The organism is Paenibacillus sp. FSL H7-0918, from assembly GCF_038007025.1.
GTDB lineage: Bacteria > Bacillota > Bacilli > Paenibacillales > Paenibacillaceae > Paenibacillus_AQ > Paenibacillus_AQ odorifer.
Genome location: NZ_JBBOWJ010000001.1, coordinates 2935354 through 2958548, shown reverse-complemented (window position 1 = coordinate 2958548; position 23195 = coordinate 2935354). Strand labels below are relative to the sequence as shown.

The 23195-nt window shown below is 42.3% G+C and carries 23 protein-coding genes and 1 pseudogene; 16 read left to right on the top strand and 8 right to left on the bottom strand.

The features are described from left to right. The first annotated feature begins 249 nt into the window (after window positions 1-249). Both helD and MHI15_RS13345 read left to right on the top strand, forming a co-directional pair. On the top strand, window positions 250-2676 hold the full coding sequence (gene helD / locus MHI15_RS13350) for an RNA polymerase recycling motor HelD (RefSeq protein WP_341164480.1): 2427 nt from the start codon (window positions 250-252) through the stop codon (window positions 2674-2676). 14 nt (window positions 2677-2690) lie between these two features. Next, window positions 2691-3275 carry a Crp/Fnr family transcriptional regulator gene (locus MHI15_RS13345; protein ID WP_076124219.1) on the top strand — a complete coding sequence of 195 codons (585 nt, stop codon included), beginning with the start codon at window positions 2691-2693 and terminating at the stop codon, window positions 3273-3275. 8 nt (window positions 3276-3283) lie between these two features. On the opposite strand, the gene MHI15_RS13340 is transcribed toward MHI15_RS13345, so the two are convergent. Both MHI15_RS13340 and MHI15_RS13335 read right to left on the bottom strand, forming a co-directional pair. After that, window positions 3284-3931, bottom strand: coding sequence for a DUF4386 domain-containing protein (locus tag MHI15_RS13340; RefSeq protein WP_341164479.1), 648 nt, complete (start codon window positions 3929-3931; stop codon window positions 3284-3286). A gap of 154 nt (window positions 3932-4085) precedes the next feature. Continuing rightward, window positions 4086-4667, bottom strand: coding sequence for a TetR/AcrR family transcriptional regulator (locus MHI15_RS13335; RefSeq protein ID WP_076307578.1), 582 nt, complete (start codon window positions 4665-4667; stop codon window positions 4086-4088). A 294-nt stretch (window positions 4668-4961) separates the two neighbouring features. On the opposite strand from MHI15_RS13335, the gene MHI15_RS13330 reads away from it, so the two are divergent. From MHI15_RS13330 to MHI15_RS13300, 7 genes and pseudogenes are all read left to right on the top strand, one after another. Beyond that, on the top strand, window positions 4962-6149 hold the full coding sequence (locus tag MHI15_RS13330) for an MFS transporter (RefSeq protein WP_076124378.1): 1188 nt from the start codon (window positions 4962-4964) through the stop codon (window positions 6147-6149). 75 nt (window positions 6150-6224) lie between these two features. After that, window positions 6225-6509 (top strand): alpha/beta-type small acid-soluble spore protein, encoded by a 285-nt coding sequence (locus MHI15_RS13325; RefSeq protein ID WP_076179251.1) that lies wholly within the window; start codon window positions 6225-6227, stop codon window positions 6507-6509. A gap of 229 nt (window positions 6510-6738) precedes the next feature. Further along, window positions 6739-6921: pseudogene (locus MHI15_RS13320) on the top strand (YiaA/YiaB family inner membrane protein); the annotation flags it as partial. A 57-nt stretch (window positions 6922-6978) separates the two neighbouring features. Further along, window positions 6979-7215 (top strand): YiaA/YiaB family inner membrane protein, encoded by a 237-nt coding sequence (locus tag MHI15_RS13315; protein WP_305953524.1) that lies wholly within the window; start codon window positions 6979-6981, stop codon window positions 7213-7215. Window positions 7216-7463: 248 nt separating this feature from the next. Beyond that, window positions 7464-8540 (top strand): ankyrin repeat domain-containing protein, encoded by a 1077-nt coding sequence (locus MHI15_RS13310; protein WP_076124213.1) that lies wholly within the window; start codon window positions 7464-7466, stop codon window positions 8538-8540. Window positions 8541-8658: 118 nt separating this feature from the next. Next, on the top strand, window positions 8659-9576 hold the full coding sequence (gene hprK, locus MHI15_RS13305) for an HPr(Ser) kinase/phosphatase (protein ID WP_076124211.1): 918 nt from the start codon (window positions 8659-8661) through the stop codon (window positions 9574-9576). 222 nt (window positions 9577-9798) lie between these two features. Further along, a complete protein-coding gene (locus MHI15_RS13300) occupies window positions 9799-10680 on the top strand; it encodes an SMI1/KNR4 family protein (protein WP_076124209.1) in 882 nt (293 codons plus the stop codon). Window positions 10681-11128: 448 nt separating this feature from the next. On the opposite strand, the gene MHI15_RS13295 is transcribed toward MHI15_RS13300, so the two are convergent. Then, entirely contained in the window at window positions 11129-11566 is a 438-nt protein-coding gene (locus tag MHI15_RS13295) for a MarR family winged helix-turn-helix transcriptional regulator (protein ID WP_076124207.1), read from the bottom strand. 121 nt (window positions 11567-11687) lie between these two features. Here MHI15_RS13295 and MHI15_RS13290 point away from each other — a divergent pair, with 121 nt between their 5' ends. Beyond that, complete coding sequence (locus MHI15_RS13290) at window positions 11688-12275, top strand: NAD(P)H-dependent oxidoreductase (RefSeq protein WP_076124205.1); 588 nt, start codon at window positions 11688-11690, stop codon at window positions 12273-12275. On the opposite strand, the gene MHI15_RS13285 is transcribed toward MHI15_RS13290, so the two are convergent. Beyond that, window positions 12272-12574, bottom strand: coding sequence for a hypothetical protein (locus MHI15_RS13285; protein ID WP_076124203.1), 303 nt, complete (start codon window positions 12572-12574; stop codon window positions 12272-12274). The two genes, MHI15_RS13290 and MHI15_RS13285, sit on opposite strands and share 4 nt — an antisense overlap. A 231-nt stretch (window positions 12575-12805) precedes the next feature. Here MHI15_RS13285 and MHI15_RS13280 point away from each other — a divergent pair, with 231 nt between their 5' ends. Then, window positions 12806-14218: an alanine/glycine:cation symporter family protein gene (locus tag MHI15_RS13280; RefSeq protein WP_340921294.1), complete on the top strand. Its 1413-nt coding sequence runs from the start codon at window positions 12806-12808 to the stop codon at window positions 14216-14218. A 67-nt stretch (window positions 14219-14285) separates the two neighbouring features. Here the strand turns inward: MHI15_RS13280 and MHI15_RS13275 are convergent, their stop codons facing one another. Next, window positions 14286-14684, bottom strand: coding sequence for a hypothetical protein (locus MHI15_RS13275; RefSeq protein ID WP_076124201.1), 399 nt, complete (start codon window positions 14682-14684; stop codon window positions 14286-14288). Between the two features lie 212 nt (window positions 14685-14896). On the opposite strand from MHI15_RS13275, the gene MHI15_RS13270 reads away from it, so the two are divergent. From MHI15_RS13270 to MHI15_RS13260, 3 genes are all read left to right on the top strand, one after another. Further along, window positions 14897-15463 carry a TetR/AcrR family transcriptional regulator gene (locus MHI15_RS13270; protein ID WP_076124199.1) on the top strand — a complete coding sequence of 189 codons (567 nt, stop codon included), beginning with the start codon at window positions 14897-14899 and terminating at the stop codon, window positions 15461-15463. After that, window positions 15460-15996, top strand: coding sequence for a DUF2798 domain-containing protein (locus MHI15_RS13265; protein ID WP_076124197.1), 537 nt, complete (start codon window positions 15460-15462; stop codon window positions 15994-15996). The genes MHI15_RS13270 and MHI15_RS13265 overlap by 4 nt, the downstream gene beginning before the upstream one ends. Before the next feature lie 272 nt (window positions 15997-16268). Beyond that, window positions 16269-17450 (top strand): multidrug effflux MFS transporter, encoded by a 1182-nt coding sequence (locus MHI15_RS13260; RefSeq protein ID WP_076124195.1) that lies wholly within the window; start codon window positions 16269-16271, stop codon window positions 17448-17450. A gap of 103 nt (window positions 17451-17553) precedes the next feature. On the opposite strand, the gene MHI15_RS13255 is transcribed toward MHI15_RS13260, so the two are convergent. The 3 genes from MHI15_RS13255 to MHI15_RS13245 all read right to left on the bottom strand — a co-directional run bounded on the left by MHI15_RS13255 (window position 17554) and on the right by MHI15_RS13245 (window position 20338). Beyond that, window positions 17554-18444 carry a diacylglycerol/lipid kinase family protein gene (locus tag MHI15_RS13255; RefSeq protein ID WP_076124193.1) on the bottom strand — a complete coding sequence of 297 codons (891 nt, stop codon included), beginning with the start codon at window positions 18442-18444 and terminating at the stop codon, window positions 17554-17556. Window positions 18445-18579: 135 nt separating this feature from the next. Further along, on the bottom strand, window positions 18580-19563 hold the full coding sequence (gene guaC / locus MHI15_RS13250) for a GMP reductase (RefSeq protein WP_036682307.1): 984 nt from the start codon (window positions 19561-19563) through the stop codon (window positions 18580-18582). A 166-nt stretch (window positions 19564-19729) separates the two neighbouring features. Beyond that, a complete protein-coding gene (locus tag MHI15_RS13245) occupies window positions 19730-20338 on the bottom strand; it encodes a LysE/ArgO family amino acid transporter (RefSeq protein WP_076124191.1) in 609 nt (202 codons plus the stop codon). 281 nt (window positions 20339-20619) lie between these two features. Between MHI15_RS13245 and MHI15_RS13240 the strand changes: the two genes are divergently transcribed. Both MHI15_RS13240 and MHI15_RS13235 read left to right on the top strand, forming a co-directional pair. Next, the gene (locus tag MHI15_RS13240; RefSeq protein ID WP_076124187.1) at window positions 20620-22410 is read left to right on the top strand and encodes a helix-turn-helix transcriptional regulator; all 1791 of its coding nucleotides are present in this window, start codon (window positions 20620-20622) and stop codon (window positions 22408-22410) included. Between the two features lie 183 nt (window positions 22411-22593). Further along, window positions 22594-23190, top strand: coding sequence for a sensor domain-containing protein (locus MHI15_RS13235; protein ID WP_076124185.1), 597 nt, complete (start codon window positions 22594-22596; stop codon window positions 23188-23190). The last annotated feature ends 5 nt before the right edge of the window (window positions 23191-23195 follow it).

Here is a 23195-nt window from a genome sequence, read left to right as displayed (position 1 = left end):
GAGAACGGCTACTCTTTGTGAAAAGGAATAAAAAAGAAGAACCGGCATGAGCTGCCGGTTCTTCTTAATATATAATTTGCGCGCAATGAAATAACGTGATATTATGAGAAGACCACTGTTAATCTGCGTATTTCAGACAGATTTATTACATCTTATTTATACATTAATAATACCACGCGGATTGGCAGTTTGTCAAATTTGTATTTTTGCTTCTTGATAACAACCTTGAAAAGGAGCGTGTTAGTAAAAATGTTAAACGAAAAAGATTGGCAGGGAGAACAGAAACGGCTAGATTCGGTCACGGAAGAATTGCAATCAAAGATTGGCGAGCTGGAACCGGAAGTGACAGGATTACGTGAACAGGTGACGGACATCCGCAAGCAGTTTTGGGAGGAAGTTACGGTCAATACGAGCACACATGAGGATTTCGAGGAGACCTTTTACAGTATAAAACAGCAAGAAGCGTTGTTGTCTGAACGGGAACGTAGCCACCGCCAACGGCTGCTGCGTTATAAAAACATGAAACGGCTGCTGCCGTCACCCTATTTTGGACGAATGGACTTTCAAGAAGATGGGTTGAACTCCAGTGAGCAAATCTATATCGGGGTGGCGTCTTTCATCGATGCAGAAGGTGTAAACTTTCTGGTATATGACTGGCGGACACCTATTGCAAGTATGTATTATGACCATTCGCCAGGCCCCGCCACTTACGATACACCGGGAGGACAAATCTCAGGAACGATGATGCTGAAGCGGCAATACCAGATCCGTCAGGGTCAGCTTCAGAACGTGTTCGATACGAGCTTAACGATCGGTGATGAATTACTTCAGCAGGTGCTTGGTAAGGGTGCGGATTCACAAATGAAGAGCATCGTGGCGACTATTCAGAAGGAACAGAACGCTATTATCCGCAACGATAGTAGCCGTATGCTCATTGTGCAGGGGGCGGCGGGCAGCGGAAAAACATCCGCAGCGCTGCAACGGGTAGCCTATTTGCTATATAAACACCGCGATAGGCTCAAAGCGGATCAGATTGTTCTTTTTTCGCCTAATCCGATGTTTAACAGTTATGTATCTACGGTGCTTCCCGAGCTTGGCGAGGAGAATATGCAGCAAACAACCTTTCAGGAGTATATTGATTATTGGCTTGGATCTACGCTTCGTCTAGAGGACCCGTTCGAGCAGATTGAATATGTACTGACGTCCAAAGCTTCTCCAGAGTATGAAGCACGGCTAACTGGAATGCAGTATAAAGCTTCAGAAGCTTTTCTGCATGCTTTGCAAAACTATGCGTTGTGGTTAGGGCAGGAAGGGATGTTGTTTCATAGTATCCGTTTTCGGGACCGCGAGTTGATTACTGCGGAGCAGATGAAATCGCAATTTTACAGCTATGATAGCTCCATCCGTTTGGCTAACCGCATCGTTTTATTGCGTGAATGGCTACTGCGTCAGTTGGCTTCGCTGGAGCGTCAGGAACAGGAGGCATTCTGGGTTCAAGATGAACTCGATTACCTCGATACCGATCAGTATGCCGAAGCCTACAGTGAGATACTTAAGAAGTATCGGCGGGAGGAAGCCGTCTTTGATTTTACGACTCAGTATCTTGAGAACTATGGGGATTTTCCTAATCAGGACCAAGGGGAAGAGAATGTTTTTGACTTTGGTCTGCAGGAAGAAGAACTGCTGCGCCGCATGATTGTGAAGGAGCACTTTACACCGCTGAGACGCGATGTCAAACGGTTCAAGTTCATAGATACGATTGGGTTATACGATCAGTTGTTTAGTGCCGACGCCAGTTATCGGCATATGACGAACGAGACTGAGGTACCTGCTCAGTGGCAGGAAATTTGTAAGCAAACAAAGGAAAAACTGAGCCGCGATGAACTCTTTTGCGAGGATGCCACTCCATTCCTGTATTTAAAAGAACTTGTCGAGGGTACTCGTATGAACACAGAAGTTCGGCATCTGTTTATCGATGAAGGCCAGGATTATTCGCCGTTCCAATACGCGTTTCTCAAACAGCTGTTTCCCCGCGCGCGCATGACTGTGCTCGGCGATTTCGGCCAAGCAATTTTCCCTCAAGCAACGAATTTGCACGAGGTGGATTCACCTTTGATCCGGCTTTATGGTGAAGATGAAACGAGCCTGATCCGTCTAATTCGAAGTTATCGTTCAACTCGTCAGATTGTGGAGTTTACGAAGGCGTTGCTGCCTAATGAGGAGATCGTACCTTTTGAAAGAGAGGGTAAGAAGCCGTTCCTAGTGAAGGCAAGTAGCGACGTAGAGCGGGCAATAAGAATTAAAGAAGATCTCGCGGCGTTGATGGCTGAAGGGCTTGACTCTATTGCCGTGATTACCAAGACTGCAGCTGAAAGCCGTGCGGCCTATGAAGAATTAAAGTCACAAGGATGCGAAGCTCTGCGGCTTATTACGAAGGAGACGCTCACTTTTGAGAAGGGCATTTTAGTAATTCCCGCTTATCTCGCAAAAGGGGTTGAATTCGACGCCGTACTGATTTATGATGCTTCTACTCAGACGTATGATCGGGAAAGCGAACGCAAGCTTTTTTATACAGCCTGTACGCGTGCGATGCATCGGCTTCTGCTGTACACAACAGGTGAGTGGTCACACTTTATTCAGCCGTTAGAGGTATCTTTATATGAGGTTGTGCAATGAGATTGGAGAGATAAATGAAAAGCATATTGTATAAGTTTATGAGTAAATTTACATCTCTTAACGAAGTGGAACAGCAGGATATTGTTGAAGGTATTCCTATTGAGGAATACAAGAAGGGAACGGTACTCCTTAGACAAGGAGACGTTCCCTCAAAATGTTTTTTTGTGTTAAAGGGATGTGTGAGGCAGTCCTCGATAGATGAATCGGGCAAAGAAGTCACATCTAATTTTTATACGGAAGAGCAAGCGGTTTCGATTTTTAATCGGCATCAGGAGAGTAGACCCTCAGCGTACACCTTAACCTGCCTAGAAGGCAGCATATTGGTGGTTGGTGATCTTATTGCGGAACAGGATATGCTCCATAAACACGCTCAGCTGGAAACCATGATACGCAAAATGGTAGAGGAAAACTTGGGTGAGGTTCAGGATGAGTTGACTTCCTTTATTGCTTCCAATCCTGAAGAACGTTACAAAGCCTTGTTACAAAAAAGACCTCATTTACTTACCCGTGTCCCCCAACATCAATTAGCCAGTTATTTGGGGATTACGCCAGAGTCATTAAGTAGAATTAAGAAGCGGGTTCATTCCGGTGATGAATAGCAAAATCGTTATACACTTTTGGGGATTTTTCCACCTCTAAGCAGTAGCCATATCCCAAAGCCTAGTTCTCCTACAATCATAGGAATAGTAAAAATAAAATTAAGTGTTGTAATGACTGCCTCATATTGTGGGAGAAACATTTTGCTTAGATGAATGATAATATAGCCTATTGAAGCAAGCAGCAGCAAGATGCTGATTACTTTAGGAATGACATCGGATTTTAAAGCCACATAGCCCACTATTAACAAATGCCCGCCAAAAACGACCAGCCCCATAGACCAAATGAATTGAAATGCATCCAGAAATAACATCATAAATGCTTGAGTTTGTTCGATTGTTAATGAGGAAAAGCCATTTGTGTTTCCCGTGAGCAGCAGCACAAATATCAAAGTTAATATAGAGATTGCCAATATAGCGGAATAGGTTAGACGGAGCCATGCGCCAAGTAATGAAAGATTTTGGTTGATGGGTTCTAGAAACACATAAAACGCCCAGGCGACCAGAATGTCAGTAATCATAATGATGATCCAGCCCAAGATTTCCCCTTTGAAAAGATTGTTGGAAGATACAATGTTAATAAATGTGGCACGGGCATCGCCTTGCACAACAAGAGTCCCATGGACAAAGCCATATGAAAAAAATGAAGCGAGGGTCATGATGATCAGTGATATTCCAGCTGTTAAAAGCGGACTTACGCTGGTTCGATAGGTCTTTTTCTGAGATAGCCATAAGATAGCCTCCTAAAGGACTTTTATTTCATTGTAATTAGGAGTACTATGGCGGGCATTGACTTAAATCAAGACTCTGAATTTAATCAAGCGAAGTAAGTATCACTGTTATTGCGTTATCAACAAAGGATCGCTCCGGGCGGGATTTCAAGAGTACAGTAAGCCCTATTAGCGATACGATTAGTGCCTGTGCCAAGGCCTTCGCATTTACACCACCCTTAAGCTCACCTGATTGTATACCGCGTTCAATAGTTTCTTGAAATATAACCGATAGATACATTTGGTGTTCTCTTGTAAGAATCTCGAATTTCTCATCATGAGGTGCTAGCTCAACCATTGTATTGATGCAAAAACATCCTCGGTTCACACTGCCTGCATACTCCTCCGCCACCACATCTTCAAAAAAACTACGAAAGACTTTTTTTACGGATGGATTGCTTTGAAGTTGGGCTCGGACACGGGAAGCATGGGACATCGTGTATTTACGTAGCGCAGCTTCGAACAATTCTTTTTTGTCTCCAAAAGCTGAGTATATACTGGGGCGTTGAATGCCCATTCTGGAAGTTAAATCGCTTAATGAGGTAGCCTCATATCCCTTCTCCCAAAATAGCTCCATAGCTGATTCTAATACTTTTTCCTCGTCAAATTCGCGGGTTCGAGCCATTATTAACACCCCTCGTTATATTTGATTTCAATAATTTATTACCGAACAGTATTTTATAATACTAGAACTAGTCGTCTATATTGTCAAATCAAAGTCGGTAGCATCAAATATTTATGTTGACACACGCCATATTGTAAGATAAATTTACTGAGCATAATAACATACTGATCAGTATGAAATGTGTTTGCGATTTAAATTTAACAGAGAAAGGGTGTGTCCAAAATGCAGGGGACTAAAGAAAAGCTTTCGTCACAAGAGACGCATACGCCATCTGATTCTATTCATGCTTCCTCGATGCCTCGGTATATGACACTTTTGTTTGCCGTTGTCTGCGGGATGTCGGTTGCAAACATCTACTTTGCTCAACCGTTGCTTGATCATTTGTCGAAAGAATTTGGTATTGATTATTCAACCATTGGTATTCTTATTACTATCACGCAGATTTTTTATGCAGTAGGGCTGTTACTGCTCGTGCCACTAGGAGATTTACTGAATCAGCGCCGCCTGATTATCGGCCAGATGTTATTATCTGTGGTGGCTTTGATTATCGTGGGTACTGCCTCTTCCAGCACGGTACTATTCGTAGGTATGGCTTCAGTGGGACTACTCGCTGTTGTAACGCAGACGCTTGTTGCGTTCGCGGCGACAATGGCTGCCCCTGCCGAACGCGGGCGAGTCGTAGGCATGGTCACAAGTGGAATTGTGATTGGAATACTTCTTGCGCGATCCATTTCAGGAATACTTACAGATCTTGCAGGTTGGCGTTCCGTATACCTTTTTTCTGCTGCTTTAATGCTTTGTATGGTGTGTACATTATTTAGGGTGTTGCCAAATGTGAAACGTGAGGTAAAAACACTGTCATACGCTCAGCTGCTTAGCTCAGTGTTTATGTTGTTTGTACAAGAGAGAGTATTGCGTATCCGCGCTATTCTGGCTTTGCTGATTTTTACTGCTTTCAGTATTCTGTGGACTTCTGTGGTCTTGCCTCTTAGTGCTCCGCCGTTATCACTTTCACATACTGCAATTGGGGCATTTGGTCTGGCGGGAATTGTGGGAGCATTAGCTGCTGCACGGGCGGGAAAGCTAGCGGATCAGGGTCATGGACAGAGAACGACAGGCATAGCTTTACTTCTATTGTTGATTTCATGGTGGTTTATCAGTTTTACGGAGCAGTCGCTGTTGGCATTGGTCATTGGTATTGTTCTGCTTGATTTGGCAGTGCAGGCGGTGCATGTCACCAATCAAAGTATAATACTTACCTTGCGCATGGAGGCACGTAGTCGGCTCACCGCAGGGTATATGGTTTTTTACTCCATTGGAAGTGCTACCGGATCGATTGCCTCCACTCAAATCTATTCTCACTATGGCTGGAACGGGGTATGTTGGCTTGGAGCTTCTGTTAGTGCTGTGGCTTTTTTATTTTGGGCTTTAACCTTGCGTGCTACGAATGCCGCGTTGCAACGGCGCCCTGCTTGGAAATAATCGGGGCAAGTCAATAAGGGTTGAGGTTCCGCTTTCCGGGCATGTTATTTAAAACAGGTTTGGGAGGGGATAAGGATGTCTAGAAGGAACAGGAAATATGCAGTGCCGGGAGCCAGCCGCGGAATGCAAATTTTTAAAGCGGAAGTGATGCGGCGCGAGGGGTATGATGTAGATCCGGAGCGGCCTGATGATGTGAAATACGAAGTTGCAAAAGAACTGGGTGTCCCTTTGGAGCGCGGTCAAAATGGTCATTTGAGCACAGAATCGGTGGGCCAGATCGGCGGTAAAATTGGTGGATCGATGGTCCGCGAAATGATTCGTCTCGCACAGCAGCAATTGGTGGATCAGGAAAGGCAGTAGCATTTTTCTAATTTATGTTGCAGAGATCGCGGGAGGCGGTTTTCGTCCTATATTGTATGGGACTGAGACCGTCCTTTCGGTGTTTGCGTTATTTTATATTTGTATAGTAAAAAAATTCCTGGAATTCCCTAAAACAACCTGATTCATGGTAGAATTTTACCGATGTTCCACGGTATAGTGGAGAAGGATATATCATCATTCAAGTCTGTAGTGGGAGAGGAATTATCAGATGAATCAGAGATATCGCAAACGCAACACGGCTGCTTTTACGGGGGCATCGTATTTTGCATTGGGGGCAGGACTTTTTCTATTCTGTTTGGGAGTGTACAACGACACTTGGGAGCTAAACGTAAAAGGGTATTATTTGCTTTGTATGGTGTTAATTACGATTTCCTGTATCGTTGTGCAAAAGGTGGTTAGGGACAATACAGAGGATAAAGAATTTCGTTTGGATAACCCTAAACACAGGATGAGAAACACAGGGGCCTTCACAATTATGGCTTTTGTGGGTTTGATTATCGGGTATGCGATGTTTTTTATTGGCCTTTACAATGCTCCATTTGAATTAAATGTAAAGGGGTATTACATAGCTGTTATTCTCTTGATTTCTTATAGCGCTATTGGCGTTCAGAAAGTGACGCGGGATAACGCGGAAGATAACGAGATTCTTGCCGAGCAAGAGGCGAGACGGGACATCCAAGGGTAAAGAGGAATATAGCCAGCTTTCTCGCTGGCAACAGCAGGCTGCTTCAACTTTACTTACCATCATAAATTGTAAACAGGAGCTTCGTGAATTTACGGAGCTTCTTTTTATTTTTTGAAATAGCAGCAATAATCTCACCGATCTGAACATTATGAGGACTATTTGTTAGAACAACATCCTTAGTTTGGATTGTTTTTTACTATACGGTTCTCTATACTCTTCATAATACTTGAAGTAGGAGTGGATAATAGATGATCCGTCTGAAGGATATAGGGAAGTTCGAGGAACTGCCGCAAATGGCCATGCATATTTACAAAGGAAATATTCCGGAATTAGAGGCTGCCATTAGAGCAGGCTGGGATATTGAAGAGGGCATCGTCCTTAGCAAATATACCACGTTAACCCCGTTAGATTTGGCGCTTATATCAGAGAGAATGGATGTCATAAAGCTGCTGGTACAGCACGGGGTAAATCTGAATGTGAAGAATAATCCGGCTTTTTTGCTCGCGGTTCGCTATTGTAAAGAAGATATCGTCCGCTATATTGCAGCACAAGGGGCCAAACTGGACAAGCTTAATCAGGTCAAGTCAGGTGCATATTCGCAGGCCTACTATGGCAACAAAAACAATATCCCGCTCATACATGAGCTAGGATTAGATATTAAGCAGCATGGTGGGGCTGTATTACGCAAAGCGGTGTCAGATCACGACCTTAAGACCGTTGCTTATTTATTGGATCATGGGGTGGACATTAATTACAACAATTCCGATATGGTCTATCCTTATCAAGCCACTCCGTTAACGGTTGCCACAAGAATGGGTAATCAAGCGATGGTACAATATTTGATTGAACGTGGCGCAGACGTTACCTTGGCGGAAAAAGATGGCGATCGCCCTTACACCATTGCTGTGAGCAATAAGAATACAGCTTTGGCTGACTTTTTGAAATCGTTAGAGCCGGCTGAATTTCATGATATCGAGAATAAGAAGTTTGAGCTGAGAAAATATAAATTGTCTGATGAATTGGTTAGCTTTCTTACTGGAACAAAACTGCGTCTTGAGCTAACACAAAATGAATATGAAATTAGATATATCGACTTTTTCACATTAACTGATACCATTGAAATAAAAATCGGCCGGCAAAAGCTGCTCCGTCTGTCAGCCGATATAGATAATTACTCTGATCTGCTGCTTATGTGGAATCCGAAGAAAAAAGGCCTGATAGGCTGTTACGACGTGGAACATCAGACGTACGCGGATTTATGTAGTTTTGCAGATTTTCTCACACAACCGGAGATATACCTCATTAATTTTCTTGAAGGAACATAGTTGTTAATATCTCATGATCTGTCTATTTCTTTTGCAGGAATCATTCTATTCGTCGTTGAATATATCCCGGTAACCGTATTACGTATTCAAAATACGTAGCCACAGGAGGAGAACAACATTGAAATCGATTACCGTTCAAAGCCTTACGGAAACGTTTAAGCTGGAAGTGCTTGCGGGTGCTAGCTGCATGGACCGCGAGATCACTCGCTCTAAGACACATAGACCTGGCCTGGAGTTCGTGGGTTACTTCGACTTTTTCCCCATGAAGCGAGTACAAGTATTGGGCCGTAAAGAAATCAATTATCTGCTAAAGCTAAGCGTTGAGCAACGCAAGTTACATATTGGCAATATCGTTAAGTATCATCCCCCATGTTTTATTGTGACGACGGGTCAGCAGGAGATTCCCTATTTGACTTTATTCTGCGACCAAGAAGGTATACCACTACTTCGGACGGAAGAGACGACGTCAGAGTTCATCGCAAAGATTGATACTTATCTGGTGAAGGCGCTGGCGCCAGAACTTTCAATTCATGGAGTGTGTGTGAACGTGTCTGGCATAGGTGTCCTATTAAGAGGCAAGTCCGGGATCGGAAAAAGCGAAACCGCTCACACGCTCATTAGAAGAGGCCATCGGTTTGTGGCCGATGATGTAGTTGTGCTTAAGAAGCTGGGACCGGCGACGCTTCTCGGCACGCATAATGAAACGACCCGTGAATTCCTAGCGCTGCGCAGTATTGGTCTGATCAATGTTGTACGGCAGTACGGGCGTAGAGCTTTTCAGGAAGAGACACGAATTGTACTCGACATCGAGTTGTCACCATGGCGGGAGAATTCCTTGAATAATGAGCTCGAAATCGAACCCCAGTTCACAGAATATCTTGGCGTGCAAATTCCGCATATTGAAATTCAGCTTCAGCCTGGCCGCGACGTGGCTGGCCTGATCGAGGCGGCTGCGAACAATTGGTACCTTAAACAGCTTGGCTATAGTGCCGTTGAAGAGTTCCTGCAGAGGATCGAAAACGGGATGCAGTCGTAAAGGCAGGATAGAAAGCAGCAATTATAGTTACCATAATTAAAATGGTTTTCTGTATACGAAAAACAGACCGCAGATAAACGCTGCGGTCTGTTTTTCACAGCAAAAAGGGAAGTTGCTTTTTGATTGATAGGGCTAGGACATGCGTTATTGGCTGGGCATAGGTTAGAAATGGTATAATTTCTAATAGGTATTTTGAGTGATCGTTAATAGGAGGTATTAATGATGAGTGATGAGTTATTGGCAAAATTGGATGAATGGCATGAGGAAGATGAATTTCAAGAAATCGTGGATGCAATCACGGAAATTCCTGAAGAGGAAAGAGATTATGTTCTAACTAGTCATTTGGGCAGGGCGCTTAATAATCTCGGGCAATATGAAGAGGCTTTAGAGCAGTATTTGAGCATTGAAGATGAGGGTGAAGGTGACCCGCTCTGGCATTACCGTATCGGGGTTTCTTATTATTATCTGAAAAGATATGACGAAGCTTTAAAAGCGTTTACGATTGCCGATCAGCTGGAACCTGATGATGAAGACACATTGGAGTTTCTGGGCTGGATCAAACGTAAATTGGCTAAAAAAGCTGCGAAAAAGCCTGTAAACAAACCTGCTAAGAAGCCTGTAATAGCGTTGGATACCACTAATTTCTGGGATGACAGCGAGTATGCGTTCTCAGAATATATTTCTGACCCGCCTTCAGATGCATTGATTACTTCAGTACAAGAAGAGCTGGTCTTTAAGCTGCCTGCTTCCTATGTGGATATGATGAAGTTACATAATGGGGGAATTCCTCATAACAATCGTTATCCGATTCCGGGAACAGGAGAATTTATTACGATTTCTGGTATCCTCGGAATTGGACGAGATAAGAATAAGTCGCTGTGTGGAGCTTCAGGAAGCCGGACTGTGATTGAAAATGGACGTTATCCTGAAGTTGGTGTGGTGATCTGTGATTGTCCTTCTGAGAATGAAGTGGTGATGCTGGATTACCGCGAGTTCGGGAATGATGGCGAACCTGAGGTTATTCATGTAGATCGGGATAACAAATACAAAATCACACGTTTGGCTGACAATTTTGAGACCTTTATCAGCGGACTGGTGAAATAGTCTATTTCGCTGGCTAAGAATACTTATAATCAAATCAAGGCATTCCTTAAGAGGAGTGCCTATTTCTATTAGGTGATTATTAGGGAAGCGTCTTTCGGACTCAGCTGACCTTAAATGTAGCTTTTTCGCATATTTGGAATGCCAACGGACCGCATAGCAGCTATTGGCATAAAAAACACCCAATATGAACTCGATTCATAGGAATAGCGTCGCTGGAGTCCGAAACTACGCACAAAAGGCTAAAAACATGCCAATAACGTCATCTGGGTCCGAAAGCCTCAGTGGACGAATACGATTCGGTGATTTAGCTGAAGGTGAGGCTGATTCGATTTCGTTAGGCTTTAACTAGCCAATAATCGGTCTTGAGTCAGCTAATCATCGACCCAAAACACAGAGCAGCGGTGCTCCCATTAATGGGGAACCGCTGCTCTGCTGTCTTTTTCTCGGATCATTGCTGGGTGTTAAACACCTTAGATTGCAGGATATCGAGGGCATGGTTAATCTCGGCTAATTCCTCTGGGGGAACCTCTTTAATCCGGTTCAGAAAACGTTCACCGATCCGTTCAAAAGCTTCGTTCATCATCGCTTGTCCAGCATCAGACAGCCGAATCATTTGCTTACGCCGGTCCTCGGCGACATCAAGCTTCTCACACAGGTTTTTTTCTGTTAATTTCTTCAGCTCACGGCTGGTATTCGGCATAGAGATATTCTTACAATCGCTGATTTGGCTGAGGGTAACAGGCTGGCTAACCGCAATATATTCCAGAATACTATATTGAACGGGCGTAATGCCTTCCGGTCTAACATCTTTGGTAAAGTCAAATGTTACTTCATGGACTGCTGTCGTAAAGGTAACAATTTTCTGAAAAAACGCTTGTTTGTCCATAAGGATCACCTCTTATTGTAAACCTTAACAAAATAATTATCATAATACAATTATCATTTGACAACTAAATAACGGTTGTGATACCATTTTGTTATCAAATGATAATTAAAGAGGTGGAGCAATGAACGTTTTAGTCATCTATACACATCCGAATCATAAAAGTTTAAGTTATGCTTTTTTCAATAAAGTCATTCAGGGAAGTAATGAGAATCAAAAGATCACGAAGATAGAGGTCCTTGATCTTTACGAAGAGCAATTTGATCCTGTGCTGGTCTTTAATGAGAATAAACGTAGAAGAGACATGCATATCGATCCCAAGCTCGAGAAGTATCGGGAGCAGATTCGTCAGGCCGATAAAATTGTGTTTGTGTATCCAATCTGGTGGGGACGTCCTCCCGCGATGTTGCTCGGTTATATTGACCAAATGTTTGCTTCTAATTTCGCTTACAGAGAAAAGGGTGGCCTCATCCCCGAAGGGCTGCTGAAAGGAAAGTCTGTGGTTTGCATTTCCAGCATGAAGGGGCCGACCCTTTATCCTTTATATTGGCTGAATAATTCCCATAAAGTGCTGATGAGAAAAGCATTATTTCAATTTTGTGGCATCAAGAAAGTGAAGTTTTTCGAGTTTGGGAATATGGAGAGTCCGAAAGGGAAACATGATAAGAAGTTAAATCAGGTTTACCAATATTTTAAAGCTGTGGCTAATTAATACCTCGAAAATATCTGCCTATGATTATTCGAGATAACCCGGGGAATGGATGTCTCAAGCGATCCCATAGTTGGATGGTCCAAAACAACGGTGGGATCCTTATCTATTTGACTAGCCAGAACGATTTTATTTTTGCTGGCTAGCTCATGATAGAGGACAGCCATTTCTTCAATATCTTTTGCGGCTAATAAGGGCACTAGTTGTGCTGCTGATGTTATAGCTTCGTTCCTCGTTCGTCCTGAAATCAAATCAAACCAAATGTTCTCCACGATATAAATACGCGCATACATTGTTGTCATACATTTCTTCCACCGGATGCTTTTTCATTTTTTTATAATACCTAGATTAATCTAAAGGAGCTTGTGAGCTCAGATGAAGATGGGGAAATAGCTCTCACACCGGTGTAAGGTATGGGTGTTGCTGGCTAATTTTTTTTGTTGGCTTTTGAAATAAGGGCTGTTATATTTGAAAATACTATGTAACTTAAGGTTCAGCAACTGGGTATCGACACAATGGAGAGGCGGATTTACATGCAACAAATGTTAGACAGTATGATTAGTACAACAAATGACTTTCTTTGGTCGAAAATTTTGGTGGTTCTGCTTATTGTTTGTGGAATTTATTTCACCATTCGATCGAAGTTTGTTCAGTTTGGCATGTTTAAAGAAATGTTTAGGGTCCTTAAAGAGTCCAATGAAAGGTCAAAAGATTCCATTTCGTCGTTTCAGGCTTTCTGTATCAGTATGGCAGCAAGGGTTGGGACAGGGAATATTACAGGGATCGCAATTGCTATCGCAATAGGTGGACCAGGGGCTGTTTTTTGGATGTGGGTCATAGCTATTATTGGATCAGCGTCTGGATTTATTGAAAGTACTCTGGCACAGGTGTATAAAGTGAAGGACAAGACTGGATTTCGTGGGGGTCCCGCCTATTATATGGAGCAAGGCCTGAAAAAACGTTGGATGGGCGCGGTATTTGCGGTTTTGATCACGTTATCCTTTGGTCTTGTATTTAATGCAGTTCAATCCAATACGATTACAGTGGCCTTTGAGAATTCATTTGGCACTAATCGGGTGATTCTTGGGCTTGTAGTTGCTGCTGCTTTTGCGGCTGTTATCTTTGGTGGGGTTAAACGTATTGCTAGAATGTCCGAATATATTGTAGTGGTAATGGCAGGGGTCTATATTGGGGCTGCTGTTATTATTATGTTAATTAATATTACGGAAATACCGGCGATTCTGGCGCTTATTGTGAAAAGTGCTTTTGGATTTGAACAAATCGCAGGGGGATCTTTTGGGGCAGTCATTCTGCAAGGGGTGAAACGGGGACTATTCTCCAATGAAGCGGGAATGGGTAGTGCTCCGAATGCTGCGGCAACTGCAACAACTAGTCATCCGGTGAAACAAGGGCTGATGCAAGCGCTGGGTGTACTTACAGACACGTTACTTATTTGTTCGAGTACTGCTTTTATTATCTTGTTATCCGATGCGTATAAACAGCCAGGGCTGGATGGAATTAAGCTGACACAAGCGGCATTAAGCGAACATATTGGTTCGTGGGCTTCTGGATCCCTAGCGATCATGATTTTGTTGTTTGCTTTCAGTACGTTAATCGGAAATTATTATTATGGTGAGACCAATATAGAATTCTTGAACTCCAATAAAAAAGTATTACTATTCTATAGATACAGCGTCTTGGCGATGATTATTTTTGGCTCCGTAGCTAAGGTTCAATTGGTATGGGACTTGGCTGATTTATTTATGGGCTTCATGGTCATCGTGAATTTGATCGCTATCCTTTTGTTATCTAAAGTGGCCTTTGCCGCCTTGCAGGATTATAAGCGCCAGAAGCGGGCAGGGAAGGACCCTGTCTTTTATAAAGATAGCATAGAGGGTCTGGAAAACGTGGAGTGTTGGGACAATTCTTCAGACATAAAAACATAGTAGGGTAAGTATTTGCGGGCTCAGGAAACTGAGCCCTTTTTGCTGTAGGCACTTAAATATCTATGCATTATTTGTTGAGAATTTCTTCTATGATTTGTTTTGACTCTGTTTTAAACTGCTCAATATTTTCGCTTATAAGCAGCACTTTTTTATTGTCCAATAGGATATATGAAGGGTAAGTGTTGATCTTCAAATCCTCTTTTAAGCGGTCGCCCTCTTTCGAATCTTTTTTGATAACACCTGCTTTGCTGATACAAGTCATATTTTCCTTGTAAATATCCTCAAGCTCTTTAGTTTGCTCAAAAAAACGATCGTTCTCCGATAAAATTAGGATTGAAAAAGATTTATTTTCTTGAGTAAGGTATGGCGTCAAAAAGTCATCTTTTTTCTGATTACCATTACAAGCTGCGATAAAGATTAAAGTAATCAAGCTTATCAGCATAATTACTAAGGCGTTTTTTTTCATATATACACCCTATTCTTTTGTATTCATAACGACAATTATGTTTTGAACTCCACATTAACTTCTAGACTTACTAGATCATATCCTGTTTTCAGTTATAAATGAAAATAATGAAATATTTTTTGAAAAAAAGCAAAAAAAGACTTACATTAATCATTTTTATATTGCTATAATAACAAACAGACCGGTTGGTATGTTAGGGGGAGTACGTTACTGTGGATACAAAATCGCTAATGATTGAGACGGCGACACTTCTTTTTCAGCAAAAAGGATATAAAAATGTAGGCGTGAATGAAATTTTAAAAGCCTGTAATGTGACCAAAGGAGCGCTTTATCATCATTTTCCAAATGGAAAAGAAGAACTATTAATTGCTTGTTTAAAGGGCTTAAATGAAGCAATTACGATAGATATTGAGGATATTTTTAAAAAGCATCCATCGACGTTAGAAGCTATACAATCCATGATCGACAAGTTGATTCACAACTTAGAAACCGAGGGCACGATTACCGGATATACCTTTAGCAGTATTGTCAGTGAAATGGCTACGGTGAGTGAACCTGTTCGCCAGGCATGTAGCTTGCTCTATGAGAACATGGAACGAATTTACTGCGATAAGCTTGTAACTGAAGGTTATTCGCAGGAATCAGCCTCCGAGATGGCATTGTGGATGACGGCTTCGATCGAAGGCGCGATGATGTTGTGCCTAACGCAAAAATCTACAACTCCCTTAAAAACTATCGCCAAACTATTACCGACAATATTGAAAGGAAGAACATCATGAATCAAGAAGCAAGATTACCAAGAAACGCTAAGGAGGGGGCATTATATGGTGCAATCATTTCTACACTGACGGTACTGTTTATGTCCTCAATAAATATCATTTTAGGGGTTGGAGAATTTAATGGTGAGGTTGCCTTAACGATTCTTAAGGTGTTTCCGATCATTTGGGTAATTGTCATGATTATTGAGCCTGTTGTTATTGGCCGTATTGCCGAAAAGCTGACAGCTATATTCACACAACCTACAGATAGCTTCAACGCCAAAATCCTATTCCGTATCTTATTCACCGTACTAGGAATGTCATTTTGTATGACGTTTATTGGAGACATTATCGGAAACGGGTTGAGTTCTCAAACGTTTAATCACTTCTTAGCCAATTGGCCAAGAAATTTCCTAATTGCACTGTTCGCTGAAAGTATATTGATACAGCCGTTTGCAAGATTTGTGATGGTAAAGCTACATGCTTCTCAGGACAAAAAGAAATCCAGCGCTGTTGGCGTAACTATACATGGATTATCAGAACAAAATTCCTAACCTAAATAAGCTCTCAGGCGAAGCGATTCGTTTGAGAGCTTTTCTATTACCGTGTATAATGATGTTTTGGTTGAATAATTGAAACTCAAATCTTTGCCCGATATCTTTCGGGTAAGCCCTCCTATAAAAAAATGAAAGCATAACAATGAAAGGTGATTTTCTAACATGATGATCTATAGTCGTCTTGCCATAATGATGCCCCCATTTCCCTAGCTAGGCTCATATTCTTGTAGTTGTTCGAGGATATAAGCTTGTAGGAGGGCGAAAATAAGATGAAAAAATATGCAGCACCATCGTTACTTTTAATGATTGTTCTTGTGGCTTTTCCGCAAATTAGTGAGACGATTTACACTCCATCTTTACCGGATATCGCAGTAGCACTTGGGGCCACCAATAGTTCTGTACAGTTAACGTTAAGTATATATTTTATTGGATTTGCTTTAGGAGTTTTTAGCTGGGGTTGGTTGTCTGACTTCATCGGGCGGAGATCTTCCATGCTGGCTGGACTTCTTGTATACGGTATGGGAAGCTTGATGTGTTTTTACTCAGAATCCATTCATCTGCTGTTAGTCAGCCGGTTTATACAAGCGTTTGGAGCAGCAACAGGTTCGATTATTACCCAAACCATTCTTCGTGAGAGTGTCTCCGGGAATAAACGGCATGTTATGTTTGCCCAAATCTCGGCGGTCATTGCTTTTACTCCCGCAGTAGGTCCGTTAATTGGCGGATGGGTGGATCAAGCTTTTGGTTTTCGAGCGGTTTTCTTTACATTAGTAATGATGAGTGTGTTGTTATTTATGTATGCTTTTTGGAAGCTGCCAGAAACCACTGATGTTTCCATGAGAAAAAAGGTGGCTATTCTGCCTATAGTCAAAAAAATGCTCGCATTGCCACGTGTATTGGTGTTTGGATTACTAATTGGAGGCATTAACGGAATCTTGTTCAGCTATTATGCTGAAGCTCCTTTTATATTTATTGAACACTTTCAGATTTCACCAGGAGTCTATGGTTTTCTCGGCATTATTGTGGCTTTGGCGTCGATTGTAGGCGCAATGATCTCCAAAAGATTATTAACCCTCTATGCCCCAGAAAAAATAATCCATATCGGCTGTCTAGTAATGGCGAGCGGAGCCTTGCTATTAACAATCGCAAGCAGTCTTGACTCGCTGCCGGATATGATAGTGATCGTATGTATTCTAATAACGCTGTTTGTCCTATTAATGGGTGCAGGGATTGCTTTACCTAATTGTCTAAGTCTTGCTCTTGTTCAATTTCAGGATGTTGTAGGAACAGCAGGTGCGATATTCAGCTTGGGCTATTATTTGCTTGTTAGCTTGGCGACGTGGGGAATGAGCGCTCTTCATAATGGTTCATTACTGACGATGCCTATTTATTTCTTAGGGATTAGCGGCGGAATGTGGTTATTAGGCAAAAAATTTATTGTAGTGGAATAGAAATAACTTCTTAGTCATTGGATTAGTAGGAAGATATGGATCGGGGCATCCATAAATTAAGGGCAGTCTGGAACTTTTTGAGTTCCGGACTGCTTTTTGTTTGTTAGTCCACTTCTGGCACAATGACTTGGATATGACGAGGGAGAACACTTAGCGTAATAGGCAAAGTTGGACCTTCTTCGCCATCTACATTGGTTCTTACGGTTTCTGGAGAGCTTACACTTACATTGTGGGCTGTGAAATAGACAACGTCTTTATGATCCTTAAGGGTACCCAGCAGTAAAGATATACTGGCTGTAATGGTATTGAATATACTGAGGTCCAAAATAATAAAACAATGAAGCAGACCGTCGTCAACCGCAGCATCCGGTATTAGATTCTCGAACCCGCCGACTGAGTTGGTTAATACGGCGAGAAAGAGTAAGGAGTCTCCTTGCCATATTTGTTCATCATGGTCAATGACAAGGGGGTGGGCTGTAGGGCTTGTAAGTTGTTTAAGACCTTCTTTCAAGTATGCCAATGAGCCGAGTTTGGTTTTATCTTCGGAGGATACAGAGGATAATGCTCCGGCAATTGAACCTACAGCAACCACGTTGCCGAACAGGCGGTCATTTAAGCGACCGATATCTACTGTTTTTAAATTTGAGGAGGCAAGGGTTTGAATGGCTATTTCGGGATTCAGTGGAATTTGTAATGCACGGGCGAAATCATTAGCCGTTCCTAAAGGAACCACACCTAACTTTGGGTGGTGTTCCTGATCGATAAGACCATTAATGGTCTCGTGAAGCGTGCCATCCCCGCCGATGGAGATCACCAGATCATAACCTTCCTCACAAGCAGCGATGGAATAACGAGTGGCGTCTAGTTCTTTTGCCGTCTCCTTGATCGTAACGGAGTAGTCTTTATCACTTAGAACTCTTGTTGCATATCTGACATATTGGCTGGCTTCTTCTTTGCCGGAGGAGGGGTTAATAATAATCATAGCTTGCCGCATAAGGATAATCCTCTCTATTGTGATCTAGTAGGAGTTTATTCTTACCATTACCCCAAAGTAGACCGGCAGAACTCGTTCTCATAAAAAAAGATGAGCAAGAATGACCTAAGTCATCCTGCTCACCTGTTTGTTCAATTAATAGACTTTATCTCCATTAAAAATAGAGTTCTTAACGATAACGTAATCCACATTACGGATAGCCTCTAACTTATTGCCTCCTGCATAAGAGATGGAGGATTGAAGATCCTGCTCCATTTCTCTTAGGGTTTCTGCTAAAGCCCCTTTATGCTCAACCGCAATTTTTTTACCTTCGACGTTCTTCTTTTCACCTTTTTGGTATTCTGAAGCGGAGCCAAAGTATTCTTTATAGAGCTTCCCAGCGATTTCAATGGTTTCACCCGGAGATTCCTCATGACCGGCAAATAGTGAACCAATCATGACCATTGAAGCGCCAAATCGTACGGATTTAGCAATATCACCGTGTGTGCGAATACCTCCATCGGCAATAATTGGTTTGCTTGCAGCTTTGGCACACAAGCGTAGTGCAGCTAACTGCCAGCCGCCTGTACCGAATCCAGTTTTGATCTTAGTGATACATACTTTCCCTGGTCCAATCCCAACTTTAGTAGCATCAGCTCCAGCGTTTTCTAATTCTCTAACGCCTTCAGGTGTTCCTACATTTCCTGCAATAACAAAACTGGCAGGCAGGTATTGTTTAATATGTTTGATCATCCGAATAACTGCTTCGGAGTGGCCGTGTGCAATATCAATTGTAATGAATTCCGGAACCAGCTGTTCTTTGGATAATTGTTCGACGAAATCATACTCTTCTTCTTTAACTCCGACGCTGATGGATGCGATTAATTCACGGGAGTGCATGTCTTTGATGAAAGACGTACGTTTCTCCGGTTCAAAACGATGCATAATGTAGAAATAGCCATTTTGCGCCAAGGAGATAGCGATCTTCTCATCAATGATGGTTTGCATGTTGGCAGGTACCACCGGCAATCTAAATTTATGCCCACCGAGGGTGACTGATGTATCACACTCCGAACGGCTGTTTACGATACATTTTGCAGGAATTAATTGAATATCTTCATAATCGAATACTTCTTTCATAATTTACACCTCTAAATGCGAACATTATAGTATTTTGGTTTGTTAATTGTTCGTCCAAATTGTAATGTACCTCATTCTGCGCCGTAAGTCAAAATTCTAGTACATTATGGTGTGAATTGGACATAATTATACGGCAAATTGGTGTACAGCATTCTTTTTCCTCCACTTAAAAAAGCTTGAAGGCAATATAAGCAGCAACAATCCAAATAATGATCGCGGAGATCTTATTAATAATCCGCATGATTTTGCCGCTGGAGTCGATTTGTCCTACGGTTTTTCCGGCTACAGCCAGCCCAAAGAACCAAATCCATGACACTAGGATAGTCGCGCCAGCAAATACAACTTTGTCTACGCCTGTGTAACTAAGTGAGCTAGTGCCGATGACGCCAATAGTATCCAAAATCGCATGTGGATTTAATAAAGAAACGGACAGCGCGAACAGGATTTGTTTTTTGGAGGATAGAGGCGTTGCGTCTTGCGCTGACGATGTAGGTGTACTTTTCCAGATAGACCATCCCATATACAAAAGAAATAAAAGTCCTACAGCAAATAAAGCGGTCTGCAGAACGGGGATGGCAAACACAAGGACTGAAACACCTAATACGGCTAATAGAATAAGCAGGGTATCGCATAAAGCGGCTGTAACAATAACGGGAATGGCTTTTTTAAAATGTGGCTGCGAGGCCCCTTGGTTAAATACAAAGACATTTTGTGCGCCAAGTGGAAGAATTAATCCAAAGGCCAGTGCAATGCCATGAAGTAGTGCGGCTAACATAGTTTATTATTCCTCCGATAGTGTTCATACTTTATAGAATTGGCTGTCCTATTGGTTCAATTGGTTTACTACAATTTTATGGACAAATAATATGTACTATCATACAGTCTGTGTTTTGATTTAAAAAGCTGCTTATTCAGAGGGCATTGAATGATTAATTACACTAATTACACCATTAGTAAAAATGTCATCTCAACTCATGACTTTTTGTAACTAGTGAGCCCTTAAGGGGTTACACTATAATAAAGATTAAGTCAGCAGAGTATATAGGGGGAAATGCCTTGTTTAATCTGGTCAAACAGTGGTTCTGGTACGATTGGCTCGTCCTCCTGTTTCGGATTTGTTTTTCTACTTCTTTTTTGGTCACCATGTGTTATCTTTCGGAGGATTTTACGATTCCTTTCTGGATCGCGTTTGTTTGGGGCGTGGTCTCTTTTTCTGTGCCTTGGTTTTGTTTGCAGCTGCATTACAAGTATTATCTGATAGCGGAGATCCTTTTTTCGGGTGGGCTTTGTTTATATTTGGCTGCTTTGTTTCCTGAATCGTACGTAACTTTTCTGCCTATCGCTTTTATGATCGCCAGCAATAGTGCACAGAAGTCCTATCGTTGGACAGCTCCGATCACGGTCATTTTGATTCCAATTATGTTATCTAGATTGTCACAACAAATGGATGCTGTATCGATGATTGTTAACATGGGTTTGGTGTATACGCTTGGGTTCGCTTTTCATTTACTGGTGGTGAATCACAAGCAGGGCAGAATTATTCAGGAGCAAAATGCTGTTTTAGAGCAGTACATCTCGCAAGTTGAACGTATGACACTTCTGGAAGAACGAGATCGTTTATCCAAAGATCTGCATGATACGGTGGGGCATTCTTATACTTCAATTATTATGGGGCTAGAGACTTTACGTTCGGAGGTGAATACTTCTGAAGGGGAGCACAAAATAGATGCCTTGTTAAAGTTAACCCGCAATGGCTTGGATGATGTTCGGCGATATTTGCACCATGTGGGCTCTTCGGAGGATTCATTGACGCTAATGCAGTCCCTGCAGAAATTAGTGGATGATTTCCAGACCTTCTCCAAGGTTAAGATTCGCTTAAGAACATTCGGAGAGCCGTATACAGTATCTAAGCAGGCCCAAATGACATTATACAGATGTTTGCAGGAGTCGATAACCAACGCTGTACGTCATGGTCAAGCCAGTGAAATTGTCATCAGCTTACATTATGAAGAGAAGCTGATTCGGCTGGATGTGCAGGATAATGGATTAGGCACTGAAGATTTAAAAGCAGGATTTGGTGTGAATGCGATGAAGGAGCGTGCCTCCAACTTGCAAGGACAAGTGTATTTCTACTCTAAGCCAGGGGAAGGGACCTTAGTGACCTGCAGTTTACCAAGGCTTGAAGAGATACAGGAGGAAACGATTCGTTTATTGCTGGTAGATGATCAACCCTATATCCGGGATAGTCTGCGAATTATTCTAGAGCAGGAGCCGGATTTTGTGATCAATGGGTTAGCTGAGAATGGTGAACAAGCGATAAGCTTCTGCGAGCAGGAACAACCTCACGTGGTGCTGATGGACTTAAATATGCCGGGCATGGACGGTGCGGAAGCGACCAAGCTTATTAAACAAAAGTGGCCAGGGGTACGAGTGTTGATCCTGACTACTTTTCAAGAAGCAGATATGGCAGTCGAAGCACTGCAAAACGGGGCAGATGGCTACTTGTTAAAGTCTACCGAGCCGCAGGAGCTGTTCGAAGGAATACGTCTTGTACATCGGGGCGTAAAGATGATTACACCCGATATTACGAATGTATTAATTGATCACTATGAGATGCATCCAGCTTCAGAGGCACCACCGACAGAGAAGAGTAATGAATATGGACTGACCCCGCGTGAGCTGGAGATTTTAGAATGCCTCTCGAAGGGAATGCGTTATAAATCTATTGCCGCTAAACTATATCTGTCCGATGGAACGGTGAGAAATTACGCGTCCACCATCTATGCCAAGCTCGGGGTACGAAACCGTGAGGAGGCAGTCGAGAAGGCTTTTAGCATTTCGGATTAATCCTGACCGAAGTATTTGAAATTGATAAGCACCTTATTGTTTGCTTTCCCTTGTGGGAGTAGGCAGTAGGGTGTTTTTTTTGTCATATGACATTATGGCACTGGTCGATTTTACACCAAAAGCACTAGCATAGGAGTTACTTAGTTATGAACAATTTTTTATTGCAGAGAGGGAGAGAAAAACATGAATCAAATAATCCGGAAACATGTGAGAAATTTTTGTTTCTTATTAATTACTTTTGCCACAGGGCTATTTTACTTTTGTTTTTATTTGGTGGGCATTACCTTTGGAGTTTCGATGTCCTTCACCTTAGTGGGGATCCCGATCCTTTATTATGTTTTGCGTTCTACCGAGACTTTTTTACAGCATGAGCGAATTCGAACTAAAGTCTATACGGATATCTCGGTTCGCACGCTCCCAACCCGATCTCAAGAAGAAGGCAGCTTGTGGGAAAGGGTTAAGGCAGAGTTTCTGGATGAACATAACTGGAGAGCGATTTTAGGGTTGATGTTGCAGTTTGGAATCGGCATGGTCAGTCTCATTTGTGCCACTCTTTTTTACTTGACCCCTATTATTCTCTTGTTGTCACCTGTCCTGTATTTATTAGATGTGTCCTCTATATCGCTATTTGGGATTGAAAATAAAACATTCAACATCTCACTTTTCTTCATGTTGTTAGGTGCAGTGTCTCTATGGATAGGTGCTTATCTCGGAAACAGTCTGGTAAAGATGATCGGCAGGTATACGCGGCGTTTAGTGAAGGATTTTGCTAGAAGATAAACTTA

Bases quoted from the DNA above. Each gene is read 5' to 3' on its own strand.
- MHI15_RS13285 (WP_076124203.1), bottom strand. From the start codon at position 12,574: ATGACAACAATGTATGCGCGTATTTATATCGTGGAGAACATTTGGTTT.
- helD (WP_341164480.1), top strand. From the start codon at position 250: ATGTTAAACGAAAAAGATTGGCAGGGAGAACAGAAACGGCTAGATTCG.
- MHI15_RS13235 (WP_076124185.1), top strand. From the start codon at position 22,594: ATGAATCAAATAATCCGGAAACATGTGAGAAATTTTTGTTTCTTATTA.
- MHI15_RS13335 (WP_076307578.1), bottom strand. From the start codon at position 4,667: ATGGCTCGAACCCGCGAATTTGACGAGGAAAAAGTATTAGAATCAGCT.
- MHI15_RS13255 (WP_076124193.1), bottom strand. From the start codon at position 18,444: ATGCGGCAAGCTATGATTATTATTAACCCCTCCTCCGGCAAAGAAGAA.
- MHI15_RS13280 (WP_340921294.1), top strand. From the start codon at position 12,806: ATGCAACAAATGTTAGACAGTATGATTAGTACAACAAATGACTTTCTT.
- MHI15_RS13345 (WP_076124219.1), top strand. From the start codon at position 2,691: ATGAAAAGCATATTGTATAAGTTTATGAGTAAATTTACATCTCTTAAC.
- MHI15_RS13315 (WP_305953524.1), top strand. From the start codon at position 6,979: ATGAGAAACACAGGGGCCTTCACAATTATGGCTTTTGTGGGTTTGATT.
- MHI15_RS13290 (WP_076124205.1), top strand. From the start codon at position 11,688: ATGAACGTTTTAGTCATCTATACACATCCGAATCATAAAAGTTTAAGT.
- guaC (WP_036682307.1), bottom strand. From the start codon at position 19,563: ATGAAAGAAGTATTCGATTATGAAGATATTCAATTAATTCCTGCAAAA.
- MHI15_RS13300 (WP_076124209.1), top strand. From the start codon at position 9,799: ATGAGTGATGAGTTATTGGCAAAATTGGATGAATGGCATGAGGAAGAT.
- MHI15_RS13340 (WP_341164479.1), bottom strand. From the start codon at position 3,931: ATGACCCTCGCTTCATTTTTTTCATATGGCTTTGTCCATGGGACTCTT.
- MHI15_RS13330 (WP_076124378.1), top strand. From the start codon at position 4,962: ATGCCTCGGTATATGACACTTTTGTTTGCCGTTGTCTGCGGGATGTCG.
- MHI15_RS13310 (WP_076124213.1), top strand. From the start codon at position 7,464: ATGATCCGTCTGAAGGATATAGGGAAGTTCGAGGAACTGCCGCAAATG.
- MHI15_RS13260 (WP_076124195.1), top strand. From the start codon at position 16,269: ATGAAAAAATATGCAGCACCATCGTTACTTTTAATGATTGTTCTTGTG.
- MHI15_RS13275 (WP_076124201.1), bottom strand. From the start codon at position 14,684: ATGAAAAAAAACGCCTTAGTAATTATGCTGATAAGCTTGATTACTTTA.
- MHI15_RS13295 (WP_076124207.1), bottom strand. From the start codon at position 11,566: ATGGACAAACAAGCGTTTTTTCAGAAAATTGTTACCTTTACGACAGCA.
- MHI15_RS13325 (WP_076179251.1), top strand. From the start codon at position 6,225: ATGTCTAGAAGGAACAGGAAATATGCAGTGCCGGGAGCCAGCCGCGGA.
- MHI15_RS13265 (WP_076124197.1), top strand. From the start codon at position 15,460: ATGAATCAAGAAGCAAGATTACCAAGAAACGCTAAGGAGGGGGCATTA.
- MHI15_RS13245 (WP_076124191.1), bottom strand. From the start codon at position 20,338: ATGTTAGCCGCACTACTTCATGGCATTGCACTGGCCTTTGGATTAATT.